The sequence below is a fragment of the Antarcticimicrobium sediminis genome, from assembly GCF_004348975.1.
In the GTDB taxonomy this organism is placed as follows: domain Bacteria; phylum Pseudomonadota; class Alphaproteobacteria; order Rhodobacterales; family Rhodobacteraceae; genus Antarcticimicrobium; species Antarcticimicrobium sediminis.
In genome coordinates this window covers 1-21,834 of record NZ_SMFP01000024.1, presented here as the reverse complement: position 1 = coordinate 21,834, position 21,834 = coordinate 1, and the positions used below count along the sequence as shown (strand labels likewise).

Below are 21,834 nucleotides of genomic sequence, written 5' to 3'. Positions count from 1 at the left end.
GGCCCCCCCCCCCCCCCCCCCATTAAGATCCCAGCCGTCGGATCTCCCCCGTCAAGTCGTAGGGGCGCCCAGGATCTCGTCGACGATAGCCGTGAAAATGGCCGCGCCTGTCGGGATCAGCTCGTCGGGAAAGTCGTAGTCAGGATTATGCAGCGCCGGACGCCCCTCTCCTGCTCCCAATAGCAGAAAGGCCAGCTCTGCCCCGGCGCCGAAGCGGCCGAAATCCTCGGACGGGCGCATTGGCAGCGGGTCGCGCCCATGGGGGATACCAAGATGATCAAGCGCCCGGCTGGCGATCGCCACAGCATCCGCATCGCTGGTCGTGGTCACGAAAACATCTTCATAGGTGATGTCAGCCTCCAACCCCGCGGCGGCGGCGGCCTCTTGCACCAGTGCCTCGGCCTCGCTCACCAGTTGCTCCATGCGGCCATCTGTCAGGCTGCGCAGGGTGACAAAAAGCTCGGCCTCGCCCGGGGCAATGCCAAAAGCCGGCGCGCCCAGTCGGGCATGGGTGACCGTGGCCAGCGCAAAACCCGGGTCGTCAAGCGGGCCGCCCTGCCCCAGCGCCGTGAGCGCGGGCATCAATTTCGACAGCACCGGCATCGGTGACAGGCCGGTTTCGGGCTGCGAGGCATGAGCCGTCTTGCCGATCAGCCGCAGCCGCATCCCGCGCGAGGCACAGGCAGACGGCCCCGGCGTCAACGCCACACGGCCCAGTGGCATCCCGGGCATATTATGGATCGCAAAGGCGAAATCGGGCTGCAGCGCAGCAAAGCCGGGATCGCCGATCACCTTGGCCGCACCAGAGCCATCCTCCTCGGCGGGCTGGAACATCAACACGACACTGCCACGCGCAGGGCGGGACCGGCCCAACAAACGCGCCGTGGCCGCAAGCATCGCCATATGACCGTCATGGCCGCACAGATGCCCCTTGCCCGGAACGGTAGAGCGGTAGGCGGCTTTGGTGTGTTCCTCGATCGGCAGCGCGTCCAATTCGCAGCGCAGCAACACGCGGGGACCGGGCGCGCTGCCCTCATAGACTGCGGCGACCCCATGTCCGCCCAATCCTGTCACGATGCGATCCGGCCCGGTGGCCTGCAACACGGCCTGCACACGCTGGGCTGTCTCGGCCTCTTCCCCCGATACTTCAGGGTGACGGTGCAATTCGCGCCGCCAATCGGTCAATTCTGCAATGTCAGCGTTGCCAAGGCGGGGATATGAGGCGGCGGTCCGGGACATGCAGGCTCCTTCGGCATGTTGGACCCCCGACAACCGGCCGGGGGACCCGCGCACCATAGCGAGCCCCACCGCGGGCTGCGAGACCGAATTCGCGGTGTCATCGTCACAGACCGTCAGGCCAAGGCCCGTCCGCCGGGCGCGCTTGGGCGCGGGGCGGACGATCTGTATTCAGGCCCGGATTCAGGCCCGAATGTTAGGTCAATTATTGAACAGGAAGTGCAGCACGTCGCCATCCTTGACGGTATAGCTCTTGCCCTCGGACCGCATCTTGCCGGCCTCCTTGGCGCCCTGTTCGCCACCACAGCCGACGAAATCGTCAAATGCGATCGTCTCGGCGCGGATGAATCCCTTTTCGAAATCCCCGTGGATCACACCGGCCGCCTGCGGCGCCATTGTCCCGGCCTGAATGGTCCAGGCGCGGGCCTCTTTCGGGCCGACGGTGAAATAGGTTTCCAGATGCAAAAGCTCGTATCCGGCGCGGATCAGACGGTCGAGCCCGGGCTCTTCCAGCCCCATCTCTTCGAGGAACATCTGTGCCTCGTCCGCGTCAAGCTGGCTGATCTCTTCTTCGATCCGGGCGCTGATGACGACATGCGAATTGCCCTCGGCAGCGGCCATTTTCGCCACGGCCTCGGACAGGGCGTTGCCGCTCGCCGCCTCGGATTCGGACACGTTGCAAACGTACAAAACGGGCTTGGAGGTCAACAGTTGCAGCATCTTCCACGCCTTGGCGTCGTCCTCGTCGATCTCGACCGTGCGGGCCGGCTTGCTGTCCTCGATCGCGGCCTGCGCGGCGGCCAGCAAACGGTCTTGCTGCTGCGCCTCCTTGTCATTGCCCTTAAGCTTGCGAACAAGGTTGGCGCGACGCTTCTCGATGCTTTCCAGATCGGCCAGCATCAGCTCGGTCTCGATGGTCTCGGCGTCGGCCACCGGATCGACGCGCCCCTCCACATGGGTGACGTCGCTATCTTCAAAACAGCGCAGCACATGGGCGATAGCGTCAACCTCGCGGATGTTGGCGAGAAACTGGTTGCCCAGCCCTTCGCCCTTGGAGGCGCCCTTCACCAGACCGGCGATGTCCACAAAGGTCATCCGGGTCGGGATGATCTGCTTGCTGCCCGCCGCCGCCGCCAGCTTGTCCAGCCGCGCGTCCGGCACGGCAACCTCGCCCACGTTCGGCTCGATCGTGCAGAACGGGAAATTCGCCGCCTGCGCCGCGGCGGTCTTGGTCAGCGCATTGAACAGCGTGGACTTACCCACATTGGGCAGCCCGACAATTCCCATCTTGAAGCCCATCTGGCCCTCCGCATCTTCGCTTTGGGGCGCCTTCTATGCGCTGAAACCGCCCGCTGCAACGGGCGTTGTCACCTTGGCCCTGTCTTGGCGGCGTTGCAAACAGGGCGAACGGGGGGGACGACATGAAATCCGCAACCGATTTCGCCGCAGTCCCGCCGCGTGCCTTTGCCATTGATTTCCCTGTGCGTATTCGCCAAACCGGAGCAAACGACAGACGCTGACAGACAGACGGGGGCCTTCCATGACGCGCATCGACGCCAAATTCGCCGACCTCAGGGCGCAGGGAAAGAAGGCCTTTGTGTCTTATGTCATGGCGGGCGATCCCGATTACGCCACCTCGCTTGAGGTGGTTAAGGGGCTGCCGGGTGCGGGCGTCGACATTATCGAACTGGGCCTGCCCTTTACCGATCCGATGGCCGACGGGCCAACCATTCAGGCCGCGGGCCAGCGCGCGCTGGAAGCGGGCATGACCCTGCGCAAGACGCTGGATCTGGCGACCGAATTCCGCAAGGGCGACGATACCACCCCGATCGTGTTGATGGGCTACTACAACCCGATCTATTCGATGGGGGTCGACGCGTTTCTGATCGCCGCGAAAAAGGCCGGGATCGACGGGCTGATCGTGGTCGATCTGCCGCCCGAAGAAGACGACGAGCTGTGCATCCCGGCGCAGGCGGCAGGGCTGAACTTCATCCGGCTGGCCACCCCGACCACCGATGACAAGCGGTTGCCCAAGGTGCTGCAAAACACCTCCGGATTTCTCTATTACGTGTCGATCACCGGCATCACCGGCGCGGGCGAGGCCGAGGCCGCCAATGTCGCCCCCGAGGTGGCGCGGATCAAGGCCAAGACCGATATTCCGGTCATCGTCGGCTTTGGCATCAATACGCCCGAGAAATCACAGGCCATCGCCAGCGTTGCCGACGGTGCCGTTGTCGGCTCGGCCATTGTCGGCCAGATCGCTGCGGGCAAGCCCGTCGACGAGGTTCTGGCCTTTGTCAAATCCCTCGCTGACGGCGCCCACCGCGCCTGACGTTTTCCTGATCCAGGTCTAGCCCCGGCCAAGCAGTCTCTGCGCCACCGGCCTCTTGGCCCCGAGGCTAGCATTTGCAACTGCGACATTGTCTATTGCGCCGAGCATTGGTAACCCATCTGGACCAATGGATTTGCGAAAAGGGCGGCGGCCATGCCAGTGATCACCAATATCGAAGATCTCAAACGCATCTATCAACGCCGCGTTCCGCGCATGTTCTACGACTATGCCGAAAGCGGCAGCTGGACCGAACAGACCTTTCGCGACAACTGTTCTGATTTCGACCTGATCCGCCTGCGCCAACGGGTCGCCGTGGACATGTCCGGGCGCTCCACCGCCAGCCAGATGATCGGACAGGATGTGGCCATGCCGGTTGCGCTGGCCCCGGTCGGGCTGACCGGCATGCAACATGCGGACGGCGAGATCAAGGCCGCCAAGGCCGCCGAGGCCTTCGGCGTGCCCTTCACCCTGTCGACCATGTCGATCAACTCGATCGAAGACGTGGCCGAGGCGACCAGCAAACCCTTCTGGTTCCAGCTCTACACCATGAAGGACGAGGATTACGTCAGCCGCCTGATCCAACGCGCCAAGGATGCGAAATGTTCGGCGCTGGTGATCACGCTTGACCTGCAGATCCTCGGGCAGCGCCACAAGGATCTCAAGAACGGGCTGTCAGCCCCGCCAAAACTGACGCCAAGGACCATCGCCAACCTTGCCACCAAGTGGCGCTGGGGGATCGGGATGCTGGGGGCCAAGCGGCGCCATTTCGGCAATATCGTCGGCCACGTAAAGGGCGTGTCAGACACCTCGCAACTGAACGCATGGACCACCGAACAGTTCGACCCGACGCTGGACTGGGGCAAGATCGAAAAGCTGATGGACCAATGGGGCGGCAAGGTGATCTTCAAGGGCATCATGGACGCCGAAGACGCCAAGATGGCCGCCAAACTGGGGGCCGATGCCATCGTCGTGTCGAACCATGGCGGTCGCCAACTTGACGGGGCGCTCAGCACGATCCGCATGCTGCCCGCGATCATGGACGCCGTCGGTGGTCAGACCGAGGTCTTTCTCGACAGTGGCATCCGCTCGGGTCAGGACGTGCTCAAGGCGCTGGCGCTCGGGGCACAGGGCACGATGATCGGCCGCGCCTTTGTCTATGGGCTCGGGGCACAGGGGCAACAGGGGGTGAGTACCGCGCTTGAGGTGATCCAGAAAGAACTGGACACCACGATGGCGCTTTGCGGTGAGCGCAAGGTCACGGCATTGGGCCGGCACAATCTGCTGGTGCCGGAGGATTTCGGCGGCCGCTGGCAGGACTGAGCGCTTGCTCGTCTTCTCTGCCGAATCGCTGGTCTTTCTGGCGGTGCCGAAGACCGGCACCACCGCGCTGGAGCTCGCGCTGCGCGCGCGCGCGGACATCGCCTTTTCGAAACAGCGCAAGCACATCACCGCGCAACGTTTCCACAACCAGATCGCGCCCTTTCTGAAACGGGCCTTCGCGCTGGTACCGGAGCGGATGGCGGTGATGCGCGCCCCCGAAGACCAGATCCGCAGCTGGTACAAATACCGCACCCGCGAGCGGCTGCTGGACAAGGACGCGGCCACCGATACGCTCAGCTTTGATGATTTTGTCCGCGACGTGATCCGCGACGATCCCCCGGCCCATGCGCAGATCGGCAGCCAGTTCCGGTTTCTCACCTCGGCGCGCAAACAACTTCTGGTGCATCACCTGTTCGCCTATGAGGAGCAGCCGCAGATCCTGCGCTTTCTGGAAACCCGCTTCGGTGAGCCGGTGACGCTGCAACGCAAGAATGTCTCGCCCCCGGCCGAGGCGCCGCTCGACCCCGATCTGCGAACCCGGCTGCGCGCGGCACGGCCCGAGGAATTCGCGCTTTATGATCGCCTGCGGGACGCCGGTGGGCATCTGGTCTCGGATCTGGCCTGACACCGCCCCAAGCTCCCCCTTTTCAACGGGGCCGATCCCGTCTATACGCGCGGCTTCACGCGGGCATACAGCCTTGGAGGATGCCCGCCCCAACCTTGGAGAATTATTATGGCTGGAGAGATTCCTGATCTCGTAGCTCTGGAACGGACGGGGACAGGCAAGGGCGCCGCTCGTCAGGCGCGCCGCGCTGGCATGGTTCCGGGTATTGTTTTTGGTGGTGAAAGCGATCCGCTGCCGATTCAGATCCCGTTCAACAAGCTGCTGACGCAATTGCGGGCGGGGCGTTTCAAATCGACGCTCTTCAACCTCAAGGTCGAAGGCCACGACGATGTGCGGGTGATCTGCCGCGACGTGCAGCGCGACGTGGTCAAGGACCTGCCGACGCACCTCGACCTGATGCGCCTGCACCGCAACTCGAAAATCAACCTCTTCATCCCGGTTGAGTTCCTCAACGAAGAGGAAGCCCCCGGCATCAAGAAGGGTGGCGTTCTGACCGTTGTACGCCCCGAGGTCGAGCTGATGGTGACCGCCGGTGATATCCCCGAAAAGCTGACCGTCGATCTGACCGGTCTGAACGTCGGCGACACCGTGACGATTTCCGCCATCGAGCTGCCTGCTGGCACCAAGGCGACCATCGACCGCGACTTCGTGATCGCCAACATCTCGGCCCCGTCGGGCCTGCGTTCTTCCGAGAACGAAGCCGATGACGAAGGCGCCGAAGGCGAGGTTGCTGCCGAGGAATAATCCTGCGCGCATCGTAATTGGAAACGGGGTCCTTCGGGGCCCCGTTTTCGTTCGCGCTATTGCCCCGGCCCGTTTTCAGAGCCGGACCGGCGAGCCCCATGAAACACCCGACGACCACGCAGGGCAGACACCCCCCTGCCCGCTCTGGATTCCGCGCCGGTTTCCGGGCATGTAGGGCCCGATCCCTTTCACCCGTGAGGTTTGCGATGCAACTCTTTGTCGGCCTTGGCAATCCGGGCGCGAAATACGCCCATAACCGGCACAATATCGGTTTCATGGTATTGGACGGTATCGCCGCCGATCATGGCTTTGGCCCGTGGAAATCCAAGTTTCAGGGACAGATCGCCGAGGGCCGCCTTGGCGGTGACAAGGTGCTGTTGCTGAAACCGGAAACCTTCATGAATCTCTCTGGCCAGTCGGTCGGCGAGGCAATGCGCTTTTACAAGCTGGAACCGGGGGATGTGACCGTCTTTCATGATGAACTTGACCTCGCCCCGGGCAAGGTGCGGGTGAAACAGGGCGGTGGCCATGCTGGCCACAACGGGCTGCGCTCGATCCACGGCCATATCGGCGAGGCCTATCGTCGCGTGCGCCTTGGGATCGGCCATCCGGGGCGCAAAGAACTAGTGTCAGGCTATGTCCTGCACGACTTTGCCCGCGCCGACGAGGGCTGGCTCGACGATGTGCTGCGCGGGGTTTCTGACGGGGCCAACCATCTGGCCGCTGGCGACGGTGGCAAGTTCATGAACGCGGTCTCGCTGCGCACAGCGCCGCCGCGCTCCTCGACCTCGGCAAAGCCGCAGGCCAAGCCCGATGCCACCCCTAAGGCGGCCCCCACTCCTAAAGCGGCCGCCACTCCAAAATCGGCCCCCGCCCCCAAGACGCCCCCCGCATCCGCACCGGCAACACCCGCCACGGAAAGCGAGCGCACCCCGATGCAGAAACTCATGGACAAGTTTCGCTGAACCCACGCGCGCCCTTCTGATAACCAACACTGCCAACAACTGTTCCCCGCCCGGACCACATCGCCGCAGCCTCCCCAGACCAACGTCTTGGGCGGTTTCCCCAGCGTTTCCCTTGCCGCATCGCCCTTCCTTGGCTCAGATGGGGCAAAGTGGAGGAAAACTATGCGCAAATTCGGGAAATGGGCGGGCCGGATCCTTCTGGCCCTGATACTGGCCGCCGTCGTCGTCGGCCTATGGAAACGCGAAGAGATCACCCGCCTCTGGGCCGTTAACACGCTGTTTGACGAGGGCAAGATCGTCCAGAATTTCTCTCACATGGACGCGGCCTTTCTCACCACGACGCTGCCACGCGGGACCGGCGGCGTCAGCCCGCTGCCCAAGGGCGACGCTATCGACCTGCCCGACGGGTCCGACACATGGCTGAAAGCGCGCGCCGTCACCTCGCTGCTGGTGATCAAACACGGCGAAACCCGGTTTGAGGATTACTACCTCGGCACCGGCCCGGAGGATCGCCGCATTTCATGGTCGGTCGCAAAAAGCTATCTCTCCGCCCTGCTTGGTGTGCTGCTGGAGGAAGGCGCGATCGCCTCGATCGACGACCCGGTGACGACATACGCGCCCCTGCTCGTCGGCTCGGCCTATGACGGGGCCAGCATCCGCAACGTGCTGAACATGGCCTCGGGCGTCACCTTCGACGAGGATTATTTCGACTTTAACTCCGACATCAACCGCATGGGCCGCGTGGTGGCTCTGGGCGGGACGCTGGACGATTTCACCGCCAGCTTTACCGTACGCTTCGCCGAACCGGGCGAGATCTGGAAGTATGTCTCGATCGACACCCATGTAATCGGCATGGTGATCCGTGGCGCCACCGGGCGCAGCGTGCCTGACCTGCTGACGGAAAAGATCATCGCACCGCTGGGGTTGGAGCAGGACGGCCAATACATCACCGACGGCGCTGGCGTCGCCTTTGTTCTGGGCGGGCTGAACTTCACCACCCGCGACTATGCCCGCTTTGGCCTGATGATCGCGCAAGACGGGGTCTATGGTGGCAAGCAGCTGGTCTCCGCCGCTTGGATCGCCGCCTCGACCAAAGCCAGCGCGCCGACAGCGCCGGGCAAGATCCGCTATGGCTTTCAATGGTGGGTTCCCGCCGACGCCCATGACGGAGAGTTCTTTGGCCGCGGTATCTATGGCCAATACATCTATATCGACCAGCCCTCCGGTGTGCTGATCGTGGCCACCGGGGCCGACCGACATTTCCGCGACACCGGCGCATATGAACAGAACCTCGAAATGTTCCGCAGAATCGCAAAAACCCTATAGGCTGCTCCGATGAAACCAGATGACAGCCTCAATGTTCTGGGCGGGGCGCTGGCGCCCTGCTCCTCCGATCCGTTGACCGGGTTCTTCCGCGACGGGCACTGCAACACCTGCGCCGCCGATCAGGGCAGCCATACCGTCTGCGCCGTGATGACAGCCGAATTTCTGGCCTATTCCAAATATGTCGGAAATGACCTGACCACGCCGCACGCCGAGTTCCACTTTCCCGGCCTCAAAGCCGGGGATAGCTGGTGCCTCTGCGCGGCGCGTTTTCTACAGGCCCACGACGAGGGTTGCGCCCCCAAGGTACATCTTGAGGCGACCCACGCCAAAGCGCTCGATGTGGTGCCGCTGGCGGTGCTGAAAGAGAATGCTGCGCCCTAGTCACCGGCCACCAGATCCTCGATGAACAGGCTCAGCAATTGCGGCCGTCCGCTGACCCCGGCCTTGCGATAGATGGCGTTGCTCTGGGCCTTGACGGTGCCGTCGGAGGTGTTGCGCAGTTGGGCGATCTCGGCCAGGCTCAGCCCCTTGATCGAGAACAGCGCCACATCGCGTTCTGCTGGCGTCAGTCCCCAGGCGGTGAACCGTTCCTCCAGATGATCTTTGAAGGCCGCTTGCACCATCCGCAGGCTCTCCTCGGCCGCCCGGACGCGGGCCTGACTGCGCCGATAGGCGATCCAGCCCAGTATCACGCCAAGGATTAGCCCCACGCCGGCGCCGATCTCCAAAAGTTCGCGCGTCTGCCAACTGACCGGACGTGAGCGGACCTCAAGCACCGTCAGCATGATGTCAGAGACGAAGAACATGGCGCAAAGCCCCTGCACCAGCATCAGCGCCCCAAGGAACCAGCCCGCCCTCATGCGGCCGCTCCGGTCGGTCGCGCGGACAGCGCAGGACGCCAATCAGTCATCGCCACCGCCGTCACCACCATCCCCATCGCCGCCGTCGCCATCACCACCGTCGCCACCGTCACCGTCCGCACCATCGCCGCTCTCCCCACCGCCGCCGTCTGCGCCGTCATCGGCACCATCCTCACCTCCGGCGCCGCTATCCGTAGCGGGCACACCTTGCGCCCGGCTGAAGAGATCAAGCAGACCTCGGCCCGGGGCTGTGGCATCTCCGGCCCCCCGACTCTCGGAATAGTCGCGCAAGATCTCGTTGGTGCGCGGGTTGACGATGATTTCGCGGTCCTGGTCCGGGCTGGTGGCGACGATCCGGGCACGGCCAAGAAAGGTGCGCGTTACCGTGATCTGGGTATAGCCCTGTTGCCGCAGTTGCCGGGTGATCGCATCCGTAACCGCCTCCGCCCGGACGATACCAGCGCTGGCCAGGACAACCGCCAGGGCCAGAACGATCCTGTTCAGTCGCTGCGGCATGGGGCACCTTCCTCCTTGTTGTGCGTTGCGGGGCACGACGTCACCGTGCCCCGAATCTGCGGGCAAGCTCAACCGTGACATCTGGTCTCTGATCTCACGGCCGAAGCTGTGTTTCCCTTGGGCGCTGGGTTAGTCGTCGCCGTCGCCGCTGTCCCCATCGCCGCTTTCGCCGCCACCGCTTTCGCCGTCGCCGCCATGGCCGTCGCCGCCATGGCCGTCACCACCATGGCCGTCACCGCTCCCACCATGACCACCATCGCTGCCACCACTTTCACCGCCGCTGTCGCCGCTGTCGTGGCCTGCGCCATCATCGCCACTGTCGTGGCCCGCGCCATCATCGCCGCTGTCGGAACCCGCACCATCATCGCCGCTGTCGTGACCTACGCCATCATCACCACTGTCGTGGCCCATGCCGGAGGCACCGCTGGTAACGCTCGAAGCCGCCGCCGAACCCGCGCCATCTAAATCGCGCCCCATGCGCCCGGCATAATCCGAAGCATGTGCGCTTGCCGTCAGCCCAAGCAGAATGGCGCTGGTGGTCATCAAAATTCTGGTCATGTCGTTTCTCCTGTCATGGTCATGAACCGTTGCGGCGGTGAACGTCCGCCTGCCCCGACACTCAGTCCATTGAGAGGGAGAAAACCATTCAGCGCAGGTTTATTCCGACGCGATCTAGCACGCGGTTTAGGCCTGCAAACTTTGGTTTATGCCATAAAGCAAAGGGGCCGCCCAAAGGCAGCCCCTGTTTCCTATCCGCTGGGTCTGCGCGCTCAGTCGGCGTCGCGCCCTTCGGTATCAGACATGTCAAAGCCGAGGTATTTGGCGACGGTAAAGATGTCCTTGTCGCCGCGCCCGCACATGTTCATCACGATGATATGCTCGGGCGGCAGATCGCCGGCGATCTTCATCACATGGGCCAGCGCATGGCTTGGCTCCAACGCCGGGATGATTCCCTCCAGCGCACACGACAGCTGAAACGCCTCCAGCGCCTCCATGTCGGTGACCGAGACATATTCCGCCCGCCCCACTTCGTGCAGCCAGGAATGTTCCGGCCCGATGCCGGGGTAATCCAGCCCGGCCGAGATGGAATAGCCTTCAAGGATCTGCCCGTCGTCGTCCTGCAGCAGATAAGTGCGGTTGCCATGCAACACACCGGGCCGCCCACCAGTGAGCGAGGCGCAATGCTCCATCTTCAGATCGACGCCCTTGCCGCCGGCCTCGACCCCTATGATCCGAACCTCTTTGTCGTCAAGGAACGGATAGAACAGCCCCATCGCGTTTGATCCGCCCCCGATCGCGGCAATCACCGTATCGGGCAGGCGGCCTTCGCCTTCCTGTTCGGCCAGTTGCCAGCGTACCTCTTTCCCGATCACTGACTGGAAGTCGCGGACCATCGCCGGATAGGGGTGCGGACCGGCAACCGTGCCGATGCAATAGAACGTATCGCTCACATTGGTCACCCAATCGCGCATCGCGTCGTTCATCGCATCCTTGAGGGTCCCGCGCCCCGAGGTCACCGGAATCACCTCGGCCCCAAGCAGACGCATGCGGAACACATTGGGCGATTGGCGCCGCACGTCATGGGCGCCCATGTAGACCACGCATTTCAGCCCGAACTTGGCGCAAACAGTGGCCGTGGCCACCCCATGCTGTCCGGCACCCGTCTCGGCGATGATCCGGGTCTTGCCCATGCGGCGCGCCAACAGGATCTGGCCCAGCACGTTGTTGATCTTATGCGCGCCGGTGTGGTTCAGCTCGTCGCGCTTGAGATAGATCTTGGCGCCGCCCAGATGCTCGGTCAGGCGCTCGGCGAAATACAGCGGGCTGGGACGCCCGACATAGTTCTTCCACAGGTCTTCCATCTCGGCCCAAAAGGCCGGGTCGGTCTTGGCGCGTTCGTATTCTTCCTCAAGGCTCAGGATCAGCGGCATCAGCGTCTCGCTGACGAACCGCCCGCCAAAAATGCCGAAACGTCCGTTTTCATCCGGTCCGGACATGAACGAGTTGAAAAGATCGTCGGCCATTGCACGCCCCCTGCTTGCTTTCAGCTTTGCATAAAAGGCGCGCCGGACAAATTCCAGCAGATTCGCCTTATCCCTGTGCCGCGCGCAGGAAGGCCGCGATCAGCTCCGCGTCCTTTTCCCCCGGCGCGCTCTCGACCCCGGACGAGACATCAACCTGCCGCGCGCCGGTCAGGCGAAGCGCCTCGGCGACGTTTTCGGGTGTCAGCCCGCCCGCCAGCATCCAGGGCCGCTGCCAGTATTTGCGCCCCGCCAACAGCCGCCAGTCAAACGCCAGCCCATTGCCACCGGGCAGCTCGGCCCCCTTGGGCGGCTTGGCATCAATCAAAAGCTGGTCGGCCACCTGCGCATAAAGGTCGATCTGCGCCAGATCCGCCTCCTCGGCCACGCCCACAGCCTTCATCACCGGCAGACCATAGCGGGCGCGAATCGCGCGCACCCTCTCGGGGCTTTCGCTGCCGTGAAGCTGCAACATGTCGAGCGGCACGTGATCCAGCAGCCGGTCCAGCGTGGCGTCGTCGGCATTCACCGTCAGCGCCACCTTGCAGATGCCCTCGGGCACTTCCAACGCCAGCCCTGCGGCCTGCTCCGGGTCCAGATTTCGTGGCGATTTGGCGAAGAAGACAAACCCGACATAGCCCGCTCCCGCTGCCACTGCCGCCTTTACGTCAGCCGCTTGGCGCAGCCCACAGATTTTTACCCGGATGTCAGATGCCATGGGCGCGGTTTAGCGCGCATTGAAAACAGAGGAAACCGTTTTCCGCCCGGCGCACCGGGCCAAAGGTGTCAGCTCGTTTCGTCCAAAAGCGCCAGAACCTCGTCCTTGCCCTCGGACTCGGCCCGTTTGAGCCGCGTCACCTCACGCTCCAGCTTGCGCACTTCGCGTTGTTTCTGCCCGGCTTCACGCCGATGCTTGTATTCCCGCATCCATTCCCAGAAGAACCCGATCACGAGCCCGCCCGCGATACCGCCCAGCATCACGACAAACAATGGCAGCGAAAGGGTGAAATTCCCCCCCACAAGCCCGGCAATATCATCGGGCATCAGGCTGAGTGTCACCGCGCCACGATTGGCCAGCGACACCGAAATCAACAAGATCCCCAGCACAGCCAGGAATGCATAGCGAAGATAGCGCATCAGCTTACTTTCCGTTCAAACGATCCCGCAGGAGCTTTCCCGTCTTGAAGAAGGGAACGTATTTTTCCTCAACATGCACGGTTTCGCCCGTTCTTGGATTGCGACCGATCCGCGCGTCGCGTTTCTTCACCGAAAAGGCGCCGAACCCGCGCAGTTCAACCCGGTCGCCGCGGGCCATCGCCTCGGTCACCTCTTCGAACACGGTGTTCACGATGCGCTCCACATCCCGCTGATACAGATGCGGGTTTTCATCGGCAATTTTCTGGATCAGTTCCGACCGGATCATGGCTGGCCCTCCCGAGGCGCAGTAAATTTTTCGGCAAGCATTCTTCAGTGCGTTTCCCAGACTATAAGCTGAATATGTCGATACGGAAACCGGAAGTACAGGTTTTAACACGGAAATTCCGGGTGCAGACCGCCTTGCCACACCGCGCAAGCCGGATTCACGCCGCTTTTCCCGTGCTGCAGCGCAGCGTGACAGGGGGAACGAGCGAGGTCGCGAATCGCGCGCACGCCCCGCGGGAAATGAAAACGGGCCCCGGACATGATGTCCGGGGCCCGTTCTAAGCCAGATCAGGGACAGGCCCCGATCGGTGGTCGATTACTCGTTGTCGCCCTTCAGAGCGGCCCCGAGAATATCACCCAGCGATGCACCCGAGTCCGAGCTGCCATACTGTTGCACGGCCTCTTTCTCTTCGGCGATCTCGCGAGCCTTGATCGACAGACCCAGACGACGCGATTTGCTGTCCACGTTGGTCACGCGCACGTCGATCTTGTCGCCAACCGAGAACCGGTCGGGACGCTGCTCGGCACGATCGCGCGACAGGTCGGAGCGGCGGATAAAGGACTTCATGCCCTCGAATTCCACTTCGACACCACCTTCTTCGATCGCAGTCACGTTCACCGTGATGATCGAACCACGCTTCACGCCGCCAACAGCTTCGGCGAACTTGTCGCCACCCAGTGCCTTGATCGACAGCGAGATGCGCTCTTTGTCCACATCCACTTCCGAGACGACGGCCTGAACCACATCGCCCTTCTTGTAGCTCTGGATCGCTTCTTCGCCGCGCTCGTCCCAGCTGAGGTCCGACAGGTGAACCATGCCGTCGATGTCGCCGTCCAAGCCGATGAACAGACCGAATTCGGTGATGTTCTTGACTTCGCCTTCGACTTCGGTGCCCTCGGGATAGGTTTCTGCAAACACTTCCCACGGGTTGCGCATGGTCTGTTTCAGACCCAGCGACACGCGACGTTTGGCCTGATCGATTTCCAGAACCATGACGTCAACCTCTTGCGAGGTCGAAACGATCTTGCCGGGATGCACGTTTTTCTTGGTCCAGGACATTTCGCTGACGTGAACCAGACCTTCGACGCCAGGCTCCAGCTCGACGAATGCACCGTAATCGGTGATGTTCGTCACGCGGCCTTTGTGGACCGTGCTCAGCGGGTACTTGGCCCCAACCAGATCCCACGGATCTTCCTGCAGCTGCTTCATGCCCAGGCTGATACGGTGGGTTTCCTTGTTGATCTTGATGACCTGAACATTGACGGTCTCGCCGATCGACAGGATCTCGGACGGGTGGTTGACGCGGCGCCATGCCATGTCGGTGACGTGCAACAGCCCGTCAACACCGCCCAGATCAACAAACGCACCGTATTCGGTGATGTTCTTGACCACACCTTCCACGGTCTGACCTTCGGTCAGGTTCGCGATGACCTCGGCACGCTGTTCGGCGCGGCTTTCTTCCAGAATGGCGCGGCGCGACACAACGATGTTGCCACGACGACGGTCCATTTTCAAAATCTGGAACGGCTGCTTCAGCCCCATCAGCGGGCCGGCGTCGCGCACGGGGCGCACGTCAACCTGGCTGCCGGGCAGGAACGCAACGGCACCGCCCAGATCGACGGTAAAGCCACCTTTGACCCGACCAAAGATCGCGCCTTCGACGCGCTGGTCGTCGGCATAGGCTTTTTCCAGACGATCCCACGCTTCTTCGCGGCGGGCCATCTCGCGGCTGATCACGGCTTCGCCGCGGGCATTCTCTGCCGAGCGCAGATAGACCTCGACCTCATCACCTACGGCGATGTCGGGCGCTTCGCCCGGATTTGCGAATTCTTTCAGATCGACGCGGCCTTCCATCTTGTAGCCGACATCGATGATGGCCTGGCCCGCTTCAACTGCGATGACCTTGCCTTTGACGACAGAACCCTCGTTGGGCGTGTCCATTTCGAAGCTTTCGTTCAGGAGGGCTTCGAATTCCTCCATAGATGTGTTTTGAGCCATTCGGGTCTCAGTTTCCTTTACATTCACATTTTTCCGGCCGCGCGGTTGTCTCCGCCGGTCTTGGGGTTTCGTTGGTCAGACGTGCCGCAAAACAAAGAGGGCCGGTGTATCCCGACCCTGCTCGATTTCTTTGCTCGCGGGCATTTTCGCCCTTATTGACAGGCGCTCTATAATTGGTCGCAGGAAATAGCGCAAGGAAAAGACGTCACGTACCGCATCGGTGAAACCGGTTGGAAACGCTCGCCCGCTGTGTAGGAATTCCTGCGGGAGGACTTTTCATGACACTCATCAACAGCCAGTTTGCGGATATCGCGCTCACCGCGCACTCCGTCACCGAACGCGTCTTTGCGGGAATCGACCCCGATTACACCGTCCTGATCGACGGCCCCACCGGGCAGGAAATGACCGGGGCGCAGTTCACCGGCGCGGTGAAATCGCTGGCCGGGGGTCTGACCGAACGAGGCTGGGCGCCGGGCAAGGTGCTGGCGCTGATGGCACCCAACTGCCCGGACTACTGCGTGGTGTTTCACGGCATCGCCTGGGCGGGCGGCACCGTCACCACCATCAACCCCACCTATACCGCCCATGAGGTGAACCACCAGTTGATCGATGCCGGGGCCGAGGTGCTGTTCACCATCCCCGCCTTTCTCGACACCGCGCGCGAAGCGATACAGGGCACCGGGGTGAAAGAGATCGTGGTGATCGGCGCCGCTGAAGGGGCCACCCCCCTAAGCGATCTGATGGGGGCCCCGCTGGAGCATCAGGCCCCGGTTAATGTGGCCGAACATGTGGTCGTCCTGCCCTATTCCTCGGGCACCACCGGCCTTCCCAAGGGGGTTATGCTGACCCACCGCAACCTTGTGGTGAACATCGATCAATCGCTGGCCCCGGCCGATGTGCGCACCGGCGAACTGGCGGTGGCGTTCCTGCCCTTCTTCCATATCTACGGGCTTGAGGTGCTGATGAACATCTACCTCGCCGCCGGGGCCGGTCTGGTGACCATGCCACGTTTTGATCTGGCGCAGTTTCTCGACCTGACCACCAAATACCGCACACCACGGCTTTGGATCGTGCCGCCGGTGGCGCTGGCGCTGGCCAAACATCCGCTGGTCGAAAGCTATGATCTGTCCTTCGTCACCCAGGTGAACTCTGCCGCCGCGCCGCTGGGGGCGGATGTCGCCGAGGCGATGGGCGCGCGGCTGGGCACCAACGCGACGCAAGGCTATGGCATGACCGAGCTCAGCCCGGTCAGCCATGTCTCACCCCACGGCAAAGGCAAACCCGGCGCCTCGGGCGTGGCGGTGCCCAACACGCAAAGCCGGATCGTCGACCCCGAGACCGGTCAAGACCTGCCGCTGGGCGTGGATGGCGAACTTTGGGTGCGCGGCCCGCAGGTGATGAAAGGCTATCTCAACAACCCGCAGGCCACCGCCGAAACCATTGTCGAGGGCGGCTGGATGCGCACCGGTGACATCGGCCATTTCGACGAGGACGGCTATCTTTATGTCACGGACCGGCTCAAGGAGTTGATCAAGTACAAGGGGTTTCAGGTCGCGCCGGCCGAACTGGAGGCCGAGATCCTGACCCACCCCGAGGTCGCCGACGTGGCGGTGATCGGCTTTCCCGATGATGAGGCGGGCGAGCTGCCGATGGCCTTTGTCGTCGCCGCCCCCGGTGCCGATCCGACGCTGGAGGATCTGCAAGGCTATCTCGACGGTCGCCTGTCGCACTACAAACAGGTGCGCCGGATGCAGCGGGTGGACGAGATCCCGAAATCCGCCGCCGGCAAGATCCTGCGCCGGGTGCTTCGGGATCGAATCGGGGTGTAGCGCCTCTTCAGGTCAAAGGATCCGCCCGGCCGCAAGGCCGGGCGGATCCTGAATGCATCGGAAACCGCCTCAGCAGAACCGTTCCGGCCCGACCCACTGATCGACGGTATAGCGGTCGCCATGGGCCCAGCCCACCGGCAGCACCTGTTCGATCCGCGCCATATCCGCCGCCGACAGTGCCAGATCACAGCCTGCCACCAATTCGCGGAAATGGTCCACCGAGCGGGTGCCGGGGATCGGGATCACGTGATCGCCCCGGTGCAACAACCAAGCGATGGCGAGCGCCGCCGCCGGCGCGCCCATCTCGGCGGCCAGTCTGCGGAACCTGTCGGAAATGTCCAGATTGGCGCTCAGGTTAGGCTCGACGAATCGCGGGTTGGACTTGAGAAACCCAAGCTCCGGGATCACCTCCCGCGACAGCGGATGATCGGTCAGCAACGACCGCCCCACCGGCGAGAAGGCCACCAGCGACGTGCCCAACTCGGCGCAAGTCTGCACCAACCCCAGCTCCGGCGCGCGGGTCGCAAGCGAATATTCCGATTGCACCGCCGCGATCGGATGCACCGCAGACGCCCGGCGCAGGCTGGCCGGGGCGATCTCGGAAAGGCCGATGGCGCGGGTCTTGCCCTTTTTCACCAGCGCAGCAAGGTTTTCAGTCGCCGCCTCGATCGGCAAACCCGCATCGCGCCGGTGAATATAGAACAGATCGACGCACTCGATCCCCATCCGCGCCAGCGACTCGTCAAGCTCGGCCTCCAGATAGGCAACCGAATTGTCATAATACCGGTTGCCCGCATCATCCCGCGCGATCCCCGCCTTGGTGGCGATATGAAGCTGATCCCGCACCCCGGGCCGGGCGCTCAGGAAGCTGCCGATCGCCAGTTCCGACTTGCCCATGCCATAGACGTTCGAGGTGTCGATATGGCTCACCCCCAGCTCCAGCGCCGCGTCCAGAATGGCATGGCTCTGCGCCTCGTCGGTGGGGCCGTAGAAGTTCGAGAACGACATCGCCCCGATGCCGATGGCCGAAATGCGCGCGCCATCCTTGCCCATGGTCCGGTTTTTCATGATTACTGTCCCTCAGCCCCGTTTGTATCTCTCGTCCACCAGTTTCACGGCAATCTCGACCGCCGCATCAATACTCAGATGCGAGGTGTCGATGCGCACCGCGTCCGCCGCCGCGCGCAGGGGCGCGGTGGTGCGTTCGCTGTCGCGGGCGTCGCGCACCAGCACATCGGCCAGAACCTCGTCCTCGGTGGTGTCTGGATCGCTCTTGCGCAACTCCAGATACCGCCGGTGCGCCCGCACCTCGGCGCTGGCCGTGACGAACAGCTTTACCTCGGCCTGCGGGCAGATCACCGTGCCAATATCGCGCCCATCCAGCACCGCGCCCCCGGCCCGGCGGGCAAAGGCGCGCTGAAAATCCACCAGCGCCGCGCGCACGGCCGGCAGCACGGCAACCTTGCTGGCGGCCTGCGCCGCCTCGGCCCCGCGCAGCCGGGTCTCATCCGCCAGATCCGCACGCGTCAGGGCCTGCGCCGCCGCGACCGGCTCGGTGCCGTCCAGCATCCGCACCCCGACGGCCCGATACAACAGCCCGGTATCCATATGGGCAAAGCCGAACCGTGCGGCCACGGCGCGTGAAATCGTCCCCTTGCCCGAGGCCGCAGGCCCGTCGATGGCCACTGTAAATGGCTCGCTCATATCTTTGCTCCTCGCGTCAATTCTCGACCGCGACCCGAACGATCCGCGCGCCCAAGGCTGCCATCAAGGGCTCGAACACGGGAAAAGAAGTCGCGATCGGTGCGCCGTCATCCACCGAGACCGGCTGTTGCGCGGCCAGCCCCAGCACCAGAAAGGACATCGCGATGCGGTGATCAAGATGGCTGACACAGGTTGCCCCGCCCGGCACATTGCCCGCGCCAAGCCCTGTCACCTCCCACCAGTCTTCGCCATCCTCGACCGTCACGCCACAGGCGCGCAGGCCGACGGCCATGGCCTCGATCCGATCAGATTCCTTGACCCGCAGTTCGCGCACCCCGGTCATCAACGTCTTGCCTTCGGCACAGGACGCCACGACCGCAAGGATCGGATATTCGTCGATCATGCTGGCGGCGCGCTCTGGCGGGACCCGGATGCCGGTCATCTCGGGCGAATACCGCGCCCGCAGATCCGCCACCGGTTCGCCGCCCTCTTCGCGTTCGTTCTCATAGGTCAGATCCGCACCCATTTCGCGCAGCGTGGTAAACAGCCCCGCCCGCGTCGGGTTCAACCCGATTCCCGGCACCAATACGTCCGACCCCGGCACGATCAACGCGGCACAGACCGGAAAGGCGGCGCTGGACGGGTCGCGCGGCACCGCGATCCCCTGCGGTTTCAGCTCTGGCTGGCCGGTCAGGGTAATCACCCGGCCCGCGTCGGTCTCTTCGGTGTGCACCTCGGCACCAAAGCCCGCCAGCATCCGTTCGGTGTGGTCGCGGGTCGCCTCTTTCTCGATCACCACCGTCTGGCCCGGCGCGTTCAGCCCGGCCAGCAGCACCGCCGATTTCACCTGTGCCGAGGGCACCGGCACGCTATAGCGCACCGGCACCGGATCGGCCGCGCCCACGATCGTCATCGGCAACCGCCCGCCCGAGCGCCCCACCGCGCGCGCGCCGAACAGCGCCAGCGGATCGGTCACCCGCGCCATCGGCCGCGTGCTCAGGCTGGCGTCGCCGCAAAAGGTCACCGTGATGGGCGAGGTTGCCATCGCCCCCATGATCAGCCGAACCCCGGTTCCCGAATTGCCGCAATCGATCACCTGATCCGGTTCGGCAAAGCCGCCGACGCCGACGCCATGAACATGCCACGTGCCATCCTCGTCGCGCGTGACCTCGGCGCCAAAGGCCCGCATCGCCTTGGCAGTGTCCAGAACGTCTTCGCCTTCCAGCAATCCGGTGATCCGGGTCTCGCCCACCGCCATCGCGCCAAGGATCAGCGCCCGGTGCGAGATCGACTTGTCGCCCGGCACCTCGGCCACGCCGGACAGCGGACCAGAGGCGGCGGACATCATCGGGATCGGGGTGCCATGTGCGGACATCTGCGCGCGTTCCTTATTTTCACAGCCATGTTTTCATAACCGTTTTCACAGCCATTCTCACGGCCATTTTCACCGCGCTTGGGTAACGCATGACGGCGCACCCGTCCATGCGCTGTTTCACGGCAACGCCGGGCCCGGGCGGCCCCCGGCGGCAAATCGCGCGCTGATCCCCCGCCCCGTCGGGCGACGGCGCAAGGGTTCAGATCTTGCGGAAGGTCAGGTAATGCGGCACCCGCCCCTCGCGCAGCGCCTTTTGCTCGTAACGGGTGGGAATCCAATCGTCCCACGCCACGCGCCAGTCTTGTGGGCGTTCCGCCAGCCACTCGAACCCGGCCTTTGGCACCTCTTCCAGCGTCTGACGCACATAGTCGGCGATGTCGGTCGCCACCCGAAAGATCGCGCCGGGCTGCAACACTCGCGCCAGCGGCTCCAGATGTTCCTGCGTGACAAAGCGGCGGCGGTGATGCCGCGTCTTGGGCCAAGGGTCAGGGTACAGCAGAAAGGCCCGCGCGATCGAGTTGTCCGGCAGCACATCCATCAGATCGCGCGCATCGCCGGGATGGATGGCAAGGTTCTCGACCCCCGCGCGCCGGATCTTGCCCAGCAGCATGGCAACGCCGTTTATGTACGGTTCGGCCCCGATAATCCCCGTTTCCGGATTCGAGGCCGCCTGATGCACCAGATGCTCGCCACCACCGAACCCGACCTCAAGCCAGACCGGTTTACCCCCGAACAGCGCGTCGAGGTCAAGCGGCTCGCGCTCGGGGTTCTCGTCCCAGTCCACGGCACCGGGTGAGAGCGGAGCCAGATCCTCGGACAGATAGGCCTTCTGGCTTTTCTTCAGGGTCTTGCCCCGGATGCGGCCATAAAAGTTGCGGTGTGGGCGTTCAGGGTGCGTCATGGCGCGCGGTGTAGCGATTGGAAAGCGACGGGGCAAGCCAGAGATGCCCGACGCGCGCATCGCACGCGTGCCTCCGGCGGGGATATTTGCGGTGAAAGGAAAAACGGCGGCGGCGCGCAGTCGCAGGCTGCGAAGTGGCAGGCCCGCTTTGGCGGCTTTGAAACGCCCGGCGGATCGCCCGCATGGAGAAAGGGCCGCCCCGGTGTGGAGCGGCCCTGTTGACTGTCTGGATCGGCTGTTAAACCGCCAAGATTACTCGATGATCTTGGATACGACGCCAGCGCCGACGGTACGGCCGCCTTCACGGATGGCGAAGCGCAGGCCGTCTTCCATTGCGATCGGGGCGATCAGCTCGACCTCGAACTTCAGGTTGTCGCCCGGCATCACCATCTCGGTGCCCTCGGGCAGCGTCACGGTGCCGGTCACGTCTGTCGTCCGGAAGTAGAACTGCGGGCGATAGTTGGCGAAGAACGGGGTGTGACGACCACCTTCATCCTTGGTCAGGATATAGGCTTCGGCTTCGAACTTGGTGTGCGGATTGACCGAGCCCGGCTTACACAGAACCTGGCCACGCTCGACAGCTTCACGGTCGATGCCGCGCAGCAGGGCGCCGATGTTGTCGCCAGCTTCCCCACGATCGAGCAGCTTGCGGAACATTT

23 protein-coding genes are annotated in these 21,834 nt (G+C 63.6%); 8 read left to right on the top strand and 15 right to left on the bottom strand.

Features of this window, described 5'->3' with window-relative positions; translation table 11 throughout:
- Nucleotides 1-51: 51 nt before the first annotated feature.
- Together E1B25_RS20655 and ychF are read right to left on the bottom strand one after the other, a co-directional pair.
- The gene (locus E1B25_RS20655) at nt 52-1,239 is read right to left on the bottom strand and encodes an amidohydrolase (RefSeq protein ID WP_132831483.1); all 1,188 of its coding nucleotides are present in this window, start codon (nt 1,237-1,239) and stop codon (nt 52-54) included.
- A 198-nt stretch (nt 1,240-1,437) separates the two neighbouring features.
- A complete protein-coding gene (ychF, locus tag E1B25_RS20650; RefSeq protein WP_132831482.1) occupies nt 1,438-2,535 on the bottom strand; it encodes a redox-regulated ATPase YchF in 1,098 nt (365 codons plus the stop codon).
- Nucleotides 2,536-2,776: 241 nt separating this feature from the next.
- Between ychF and trpA the strand changes: the two genes are divergently transcribed.
- From trpA to E1B25_RS20615, 7 genes are all read left to right on the top strand, one after another.
- Nucleotides 2,777-3,568 carry a tryptophan synthase subunit alpha gene (trpA, locus tag E1B25_RS20645; RefSeq protein WP_132831481.1) on the top strand — a complete coding sequence of 264 codons (792 nt, stop codon included), beginning with the start codon at nt 2,777-2,779 and terminating at the stop codon, nt 3,566-3,568.
- A 153-nt stretch (nt 3,569-3,721) separates the two neighbouring features.
- On the top strand, nt 3,722-4,888 hold the full coding sequence (locus tag E1B25_RS20640; protein ID WP_132831480.1) for an alpha-hydroxy acid oxidase: 1,167 nt from the start codon (nt 3,722-3,724) through the stop codon (nt 4,886-4,888).
- Between the two features lie 4 nt (nt 4,889-4,892).
- On the top strand, nt 4,893-5,513 hold the full coding sequence (locus E1B25_RS20635) for a hypothetical protein (protein WP_132831479.1): 621 nt from the start codon (nt 4,893-4,895) through the stop codon (nt 5,511-5,513).
- Between the two features lie 108 nt (nt 5,514-5,621).
- Nucleotides 5,622-6,257, top strand: coding sequence for a 50S ribosomal protein L25/general stress protein Ctc (locus E1B25_RS20630; protein ID WP_132831478.1), 636 nt, complete (start codon nt 5,622-5,624; stop codon nt 6,255-6,257).
- Nucleotides 6,258-6,463: 206 nt separating this feature from the next.
- Entirely contained in the window at nt 6,464-7,222 is a 759-nt protein-coding gene (gene pth / locus E1B25_RS20625) for an aminoacyl-tRNA hydrolase (RefSeq protein WP_132831477.1), read from the top strand.
- Between the two features lie 162 nt (nt 7,223-7,384).
- Nucleotides 7,385-8,548: a serine hydrolase domain-containing protein gene (locus E1B25_RS20620; protein WP_132831476.1), complete on the top strand. Its 1,164-nt coding sequence runs from the start codon at nt 7,385-7,387 to the stop codon at nt 8,546-8,548.
- 9 nt (nt 8,549-8,557) lie between these two features.
- Nucleotides 8,558-8,929, top strand: a complete 372-nt coding sequence (locus tag E1B25_RS20615) for a DUF2237 family protein (protein WP_132831475.1) — start codon at nt 8,558-8,560, stop codon at nt 8,927-8,929.
- Here E1B25_RS20615 and E1B25_RS20610 read toward each other — a convergent pair.
- The 8 genes from E1B25_RS20610 to rpsA all read right to left on the bottom strand — a co-directional run bounded on the left by E1B25_RS20610 (nt 8,926) and on the right by rpsA (nt 15,393).
- Nucleotides 8,926-9,408: a helix-turn-helix transcriptional regulator gene (locus E1B25_RS20610; protein WP_132831474.1), complete on the bottom strand. Its 483-nt coding sequence runs from the start codon at nt 9,406-9,408 to the stop codon at nt 8,926-8,928. The two genes, E1B25_RS20615 and E1B25_RS20610, sit on opposite strands and share 4 nt — an antisense overlap.
- A gap of 42 nt (nt 9,409-9,450) precedes the next feature.
- Entirely contained in the window at nt 9,451-9,924 is a 474-nt protein-coding gene (locus tag E1B25_RS22265) for a hypothetical protein (RefSeq protein ID WP_165937708.1), read from the bottom strand.
- A gap of 129 nt (nt 9,925-10,053) precedes the next feature.
- Complete coding sequence (locus tag E1B25_RS20600) at nt 10,054-10,482, bottom strand: hypothetical protein (protein ID WP_132831473.1); 429 nt, start codon at nt 10,480-10,482, stop codon at nt 10,054-10,056.
- Between the two features lie 212 nt (nt 10,483-10,694).
- Nucleotides 10,695-11,948 (bottom strand): tryptophan synthase subunit beta, encoded by a 1,254-nt coding sequence (gene trpB, locus E1B25_RS20595; RefSeq protein WP_132831472.1) that lies wholly within the window; start codon nt 11,946-11,948, stop codon nt 10,695-10,697.
- Between the two features lie 67 nt (nt 11,949-12,015).
- Nucleotides 12,016-12,663, bottom strand: coding sequence for a phosphoribosylanthranilate isomerase (locus E1B25_RS20590; RefSeq protein WP_132831471.1), 648 nt, complete (start codon nt 12,661-12,663; stop codon nt 12,016-12,018).
- 68 nt (nt 12,664-12,731) lie between these two features.
- Nucleotides 12,732-13,082, bottom strand: coding sequence for a LapA family protein (locus E1B25_RS20585; protein ID WP_132831470.1), 351 nt, complete (start codon nt 13,080-13,082; stop codon nt 12,732-12,734).
- 4 nt (nt 13,083-13,086) lie between these two features.
- On the bottom strand, nt 13,087-13,368 hold the full coding sequence (ihfB, locus tag E1B25_RS20580; protein ID WP_132831469.1) for an integration host factor subunit beta: 282 nt from the start codon (nt 13,366-13,368) through the stop codon (nt 13,087-13,089).
- A 315-nt stretch (nt 13,369-13,683) separates the two neighbouring features.
- A complete protein-coding gene (rpsA, locus tag E1B25_RS20575; RefSeq protein ID WP_280960257.1) occupies nt 13,684-15,393 on the bottom strand; it encodes a 30S ribosomal protein S1 in 1,710 nt (569 codons plus the stop codon).
- A gap of 251 nt (nt 15,394-15,644) precedes the next feature.
- Between rpsA and E1B25_RS20570 the strand changes: the two genes are divergently transcribed.
- On the top strand, nt 15,645-17,195 hold the full coding sequence (locus E1B25_RS20570) for an AMP-binding protein (protein WP_132831467.1): 1,551 nt from the start codon (nt 15,645-15,647) through the stop codon (nt 17,193-17,195).
- A gap of 69 nt (nt 17,196-17,264) precedes the next feature.
- On the opposite strand, the gene E1B25_RS20565 is transcribed toward E1B25_RS20570, so the two are convergent.
- From E1B25_RS20565 to E1B25_RS20545, 5 genes are all read right to left on the bottom strand, one after another.
- A complete protein-coding gene (locus E1B25_RS20565; protein WP_132831466.1) occupies nt 17,265-18,263 on the bottom strand; it encodes an aldo/keto reductase in 999 nt (332 codons plus the stop codon).
- A gap of 12 nt (nt 18,264-18,275) precedes the next feature.
- The gene (locus E1B25_RS20560; protein ID WP_132831465.1) at nt 18,276-18,899 is read right to left on the bottom strand and encodes a (d)CMP kinase; all 624 of its coding nucleotides are present in this window, start codon (nt 18,897-18,899) and stop codon (nt 18,276-18,278) included.
- Nucleotides 18,900-18,915: 16 nt separating this feature from the next.
- On the bottom strand, nt 18,916-20,274 hold the full coding sequence (gene aroA, locus E1B25_RS20555) for a 3-phosphoshikimate 1-carboxyvinyltransferase (RefSeq protein ID WP_132831464.1): 1,359 nt from the start codon (nt 20,272-20,274) through the stop codon (nt 18,916-18,918).
- A gap of 199 nt (nt 20,275-20,473) precedes the next feature.
- Nucleotides 20,474-21,175 (bottom strand): tRNA (guanine(46)-N(7))-methyltransferase TrmB, encoded by a 702-nt coding sequence (trmB, locus tag E1B25_RS20550; protein ID WP_206338601.1) that lies wholly within the window; start codon nt 21,173-21,175, stop codon nt 20,474-20,476.
- 252 nt (nt 21,176-21,427) lie between these two features.
- The coding region (locus tag E1B25_RS20545; RefSeq protein ID WP_483458028.1) for an elongation factor Tu at nt 21,428-21,834 on the bottom strand (407 nt) is incomplete at its 5' end.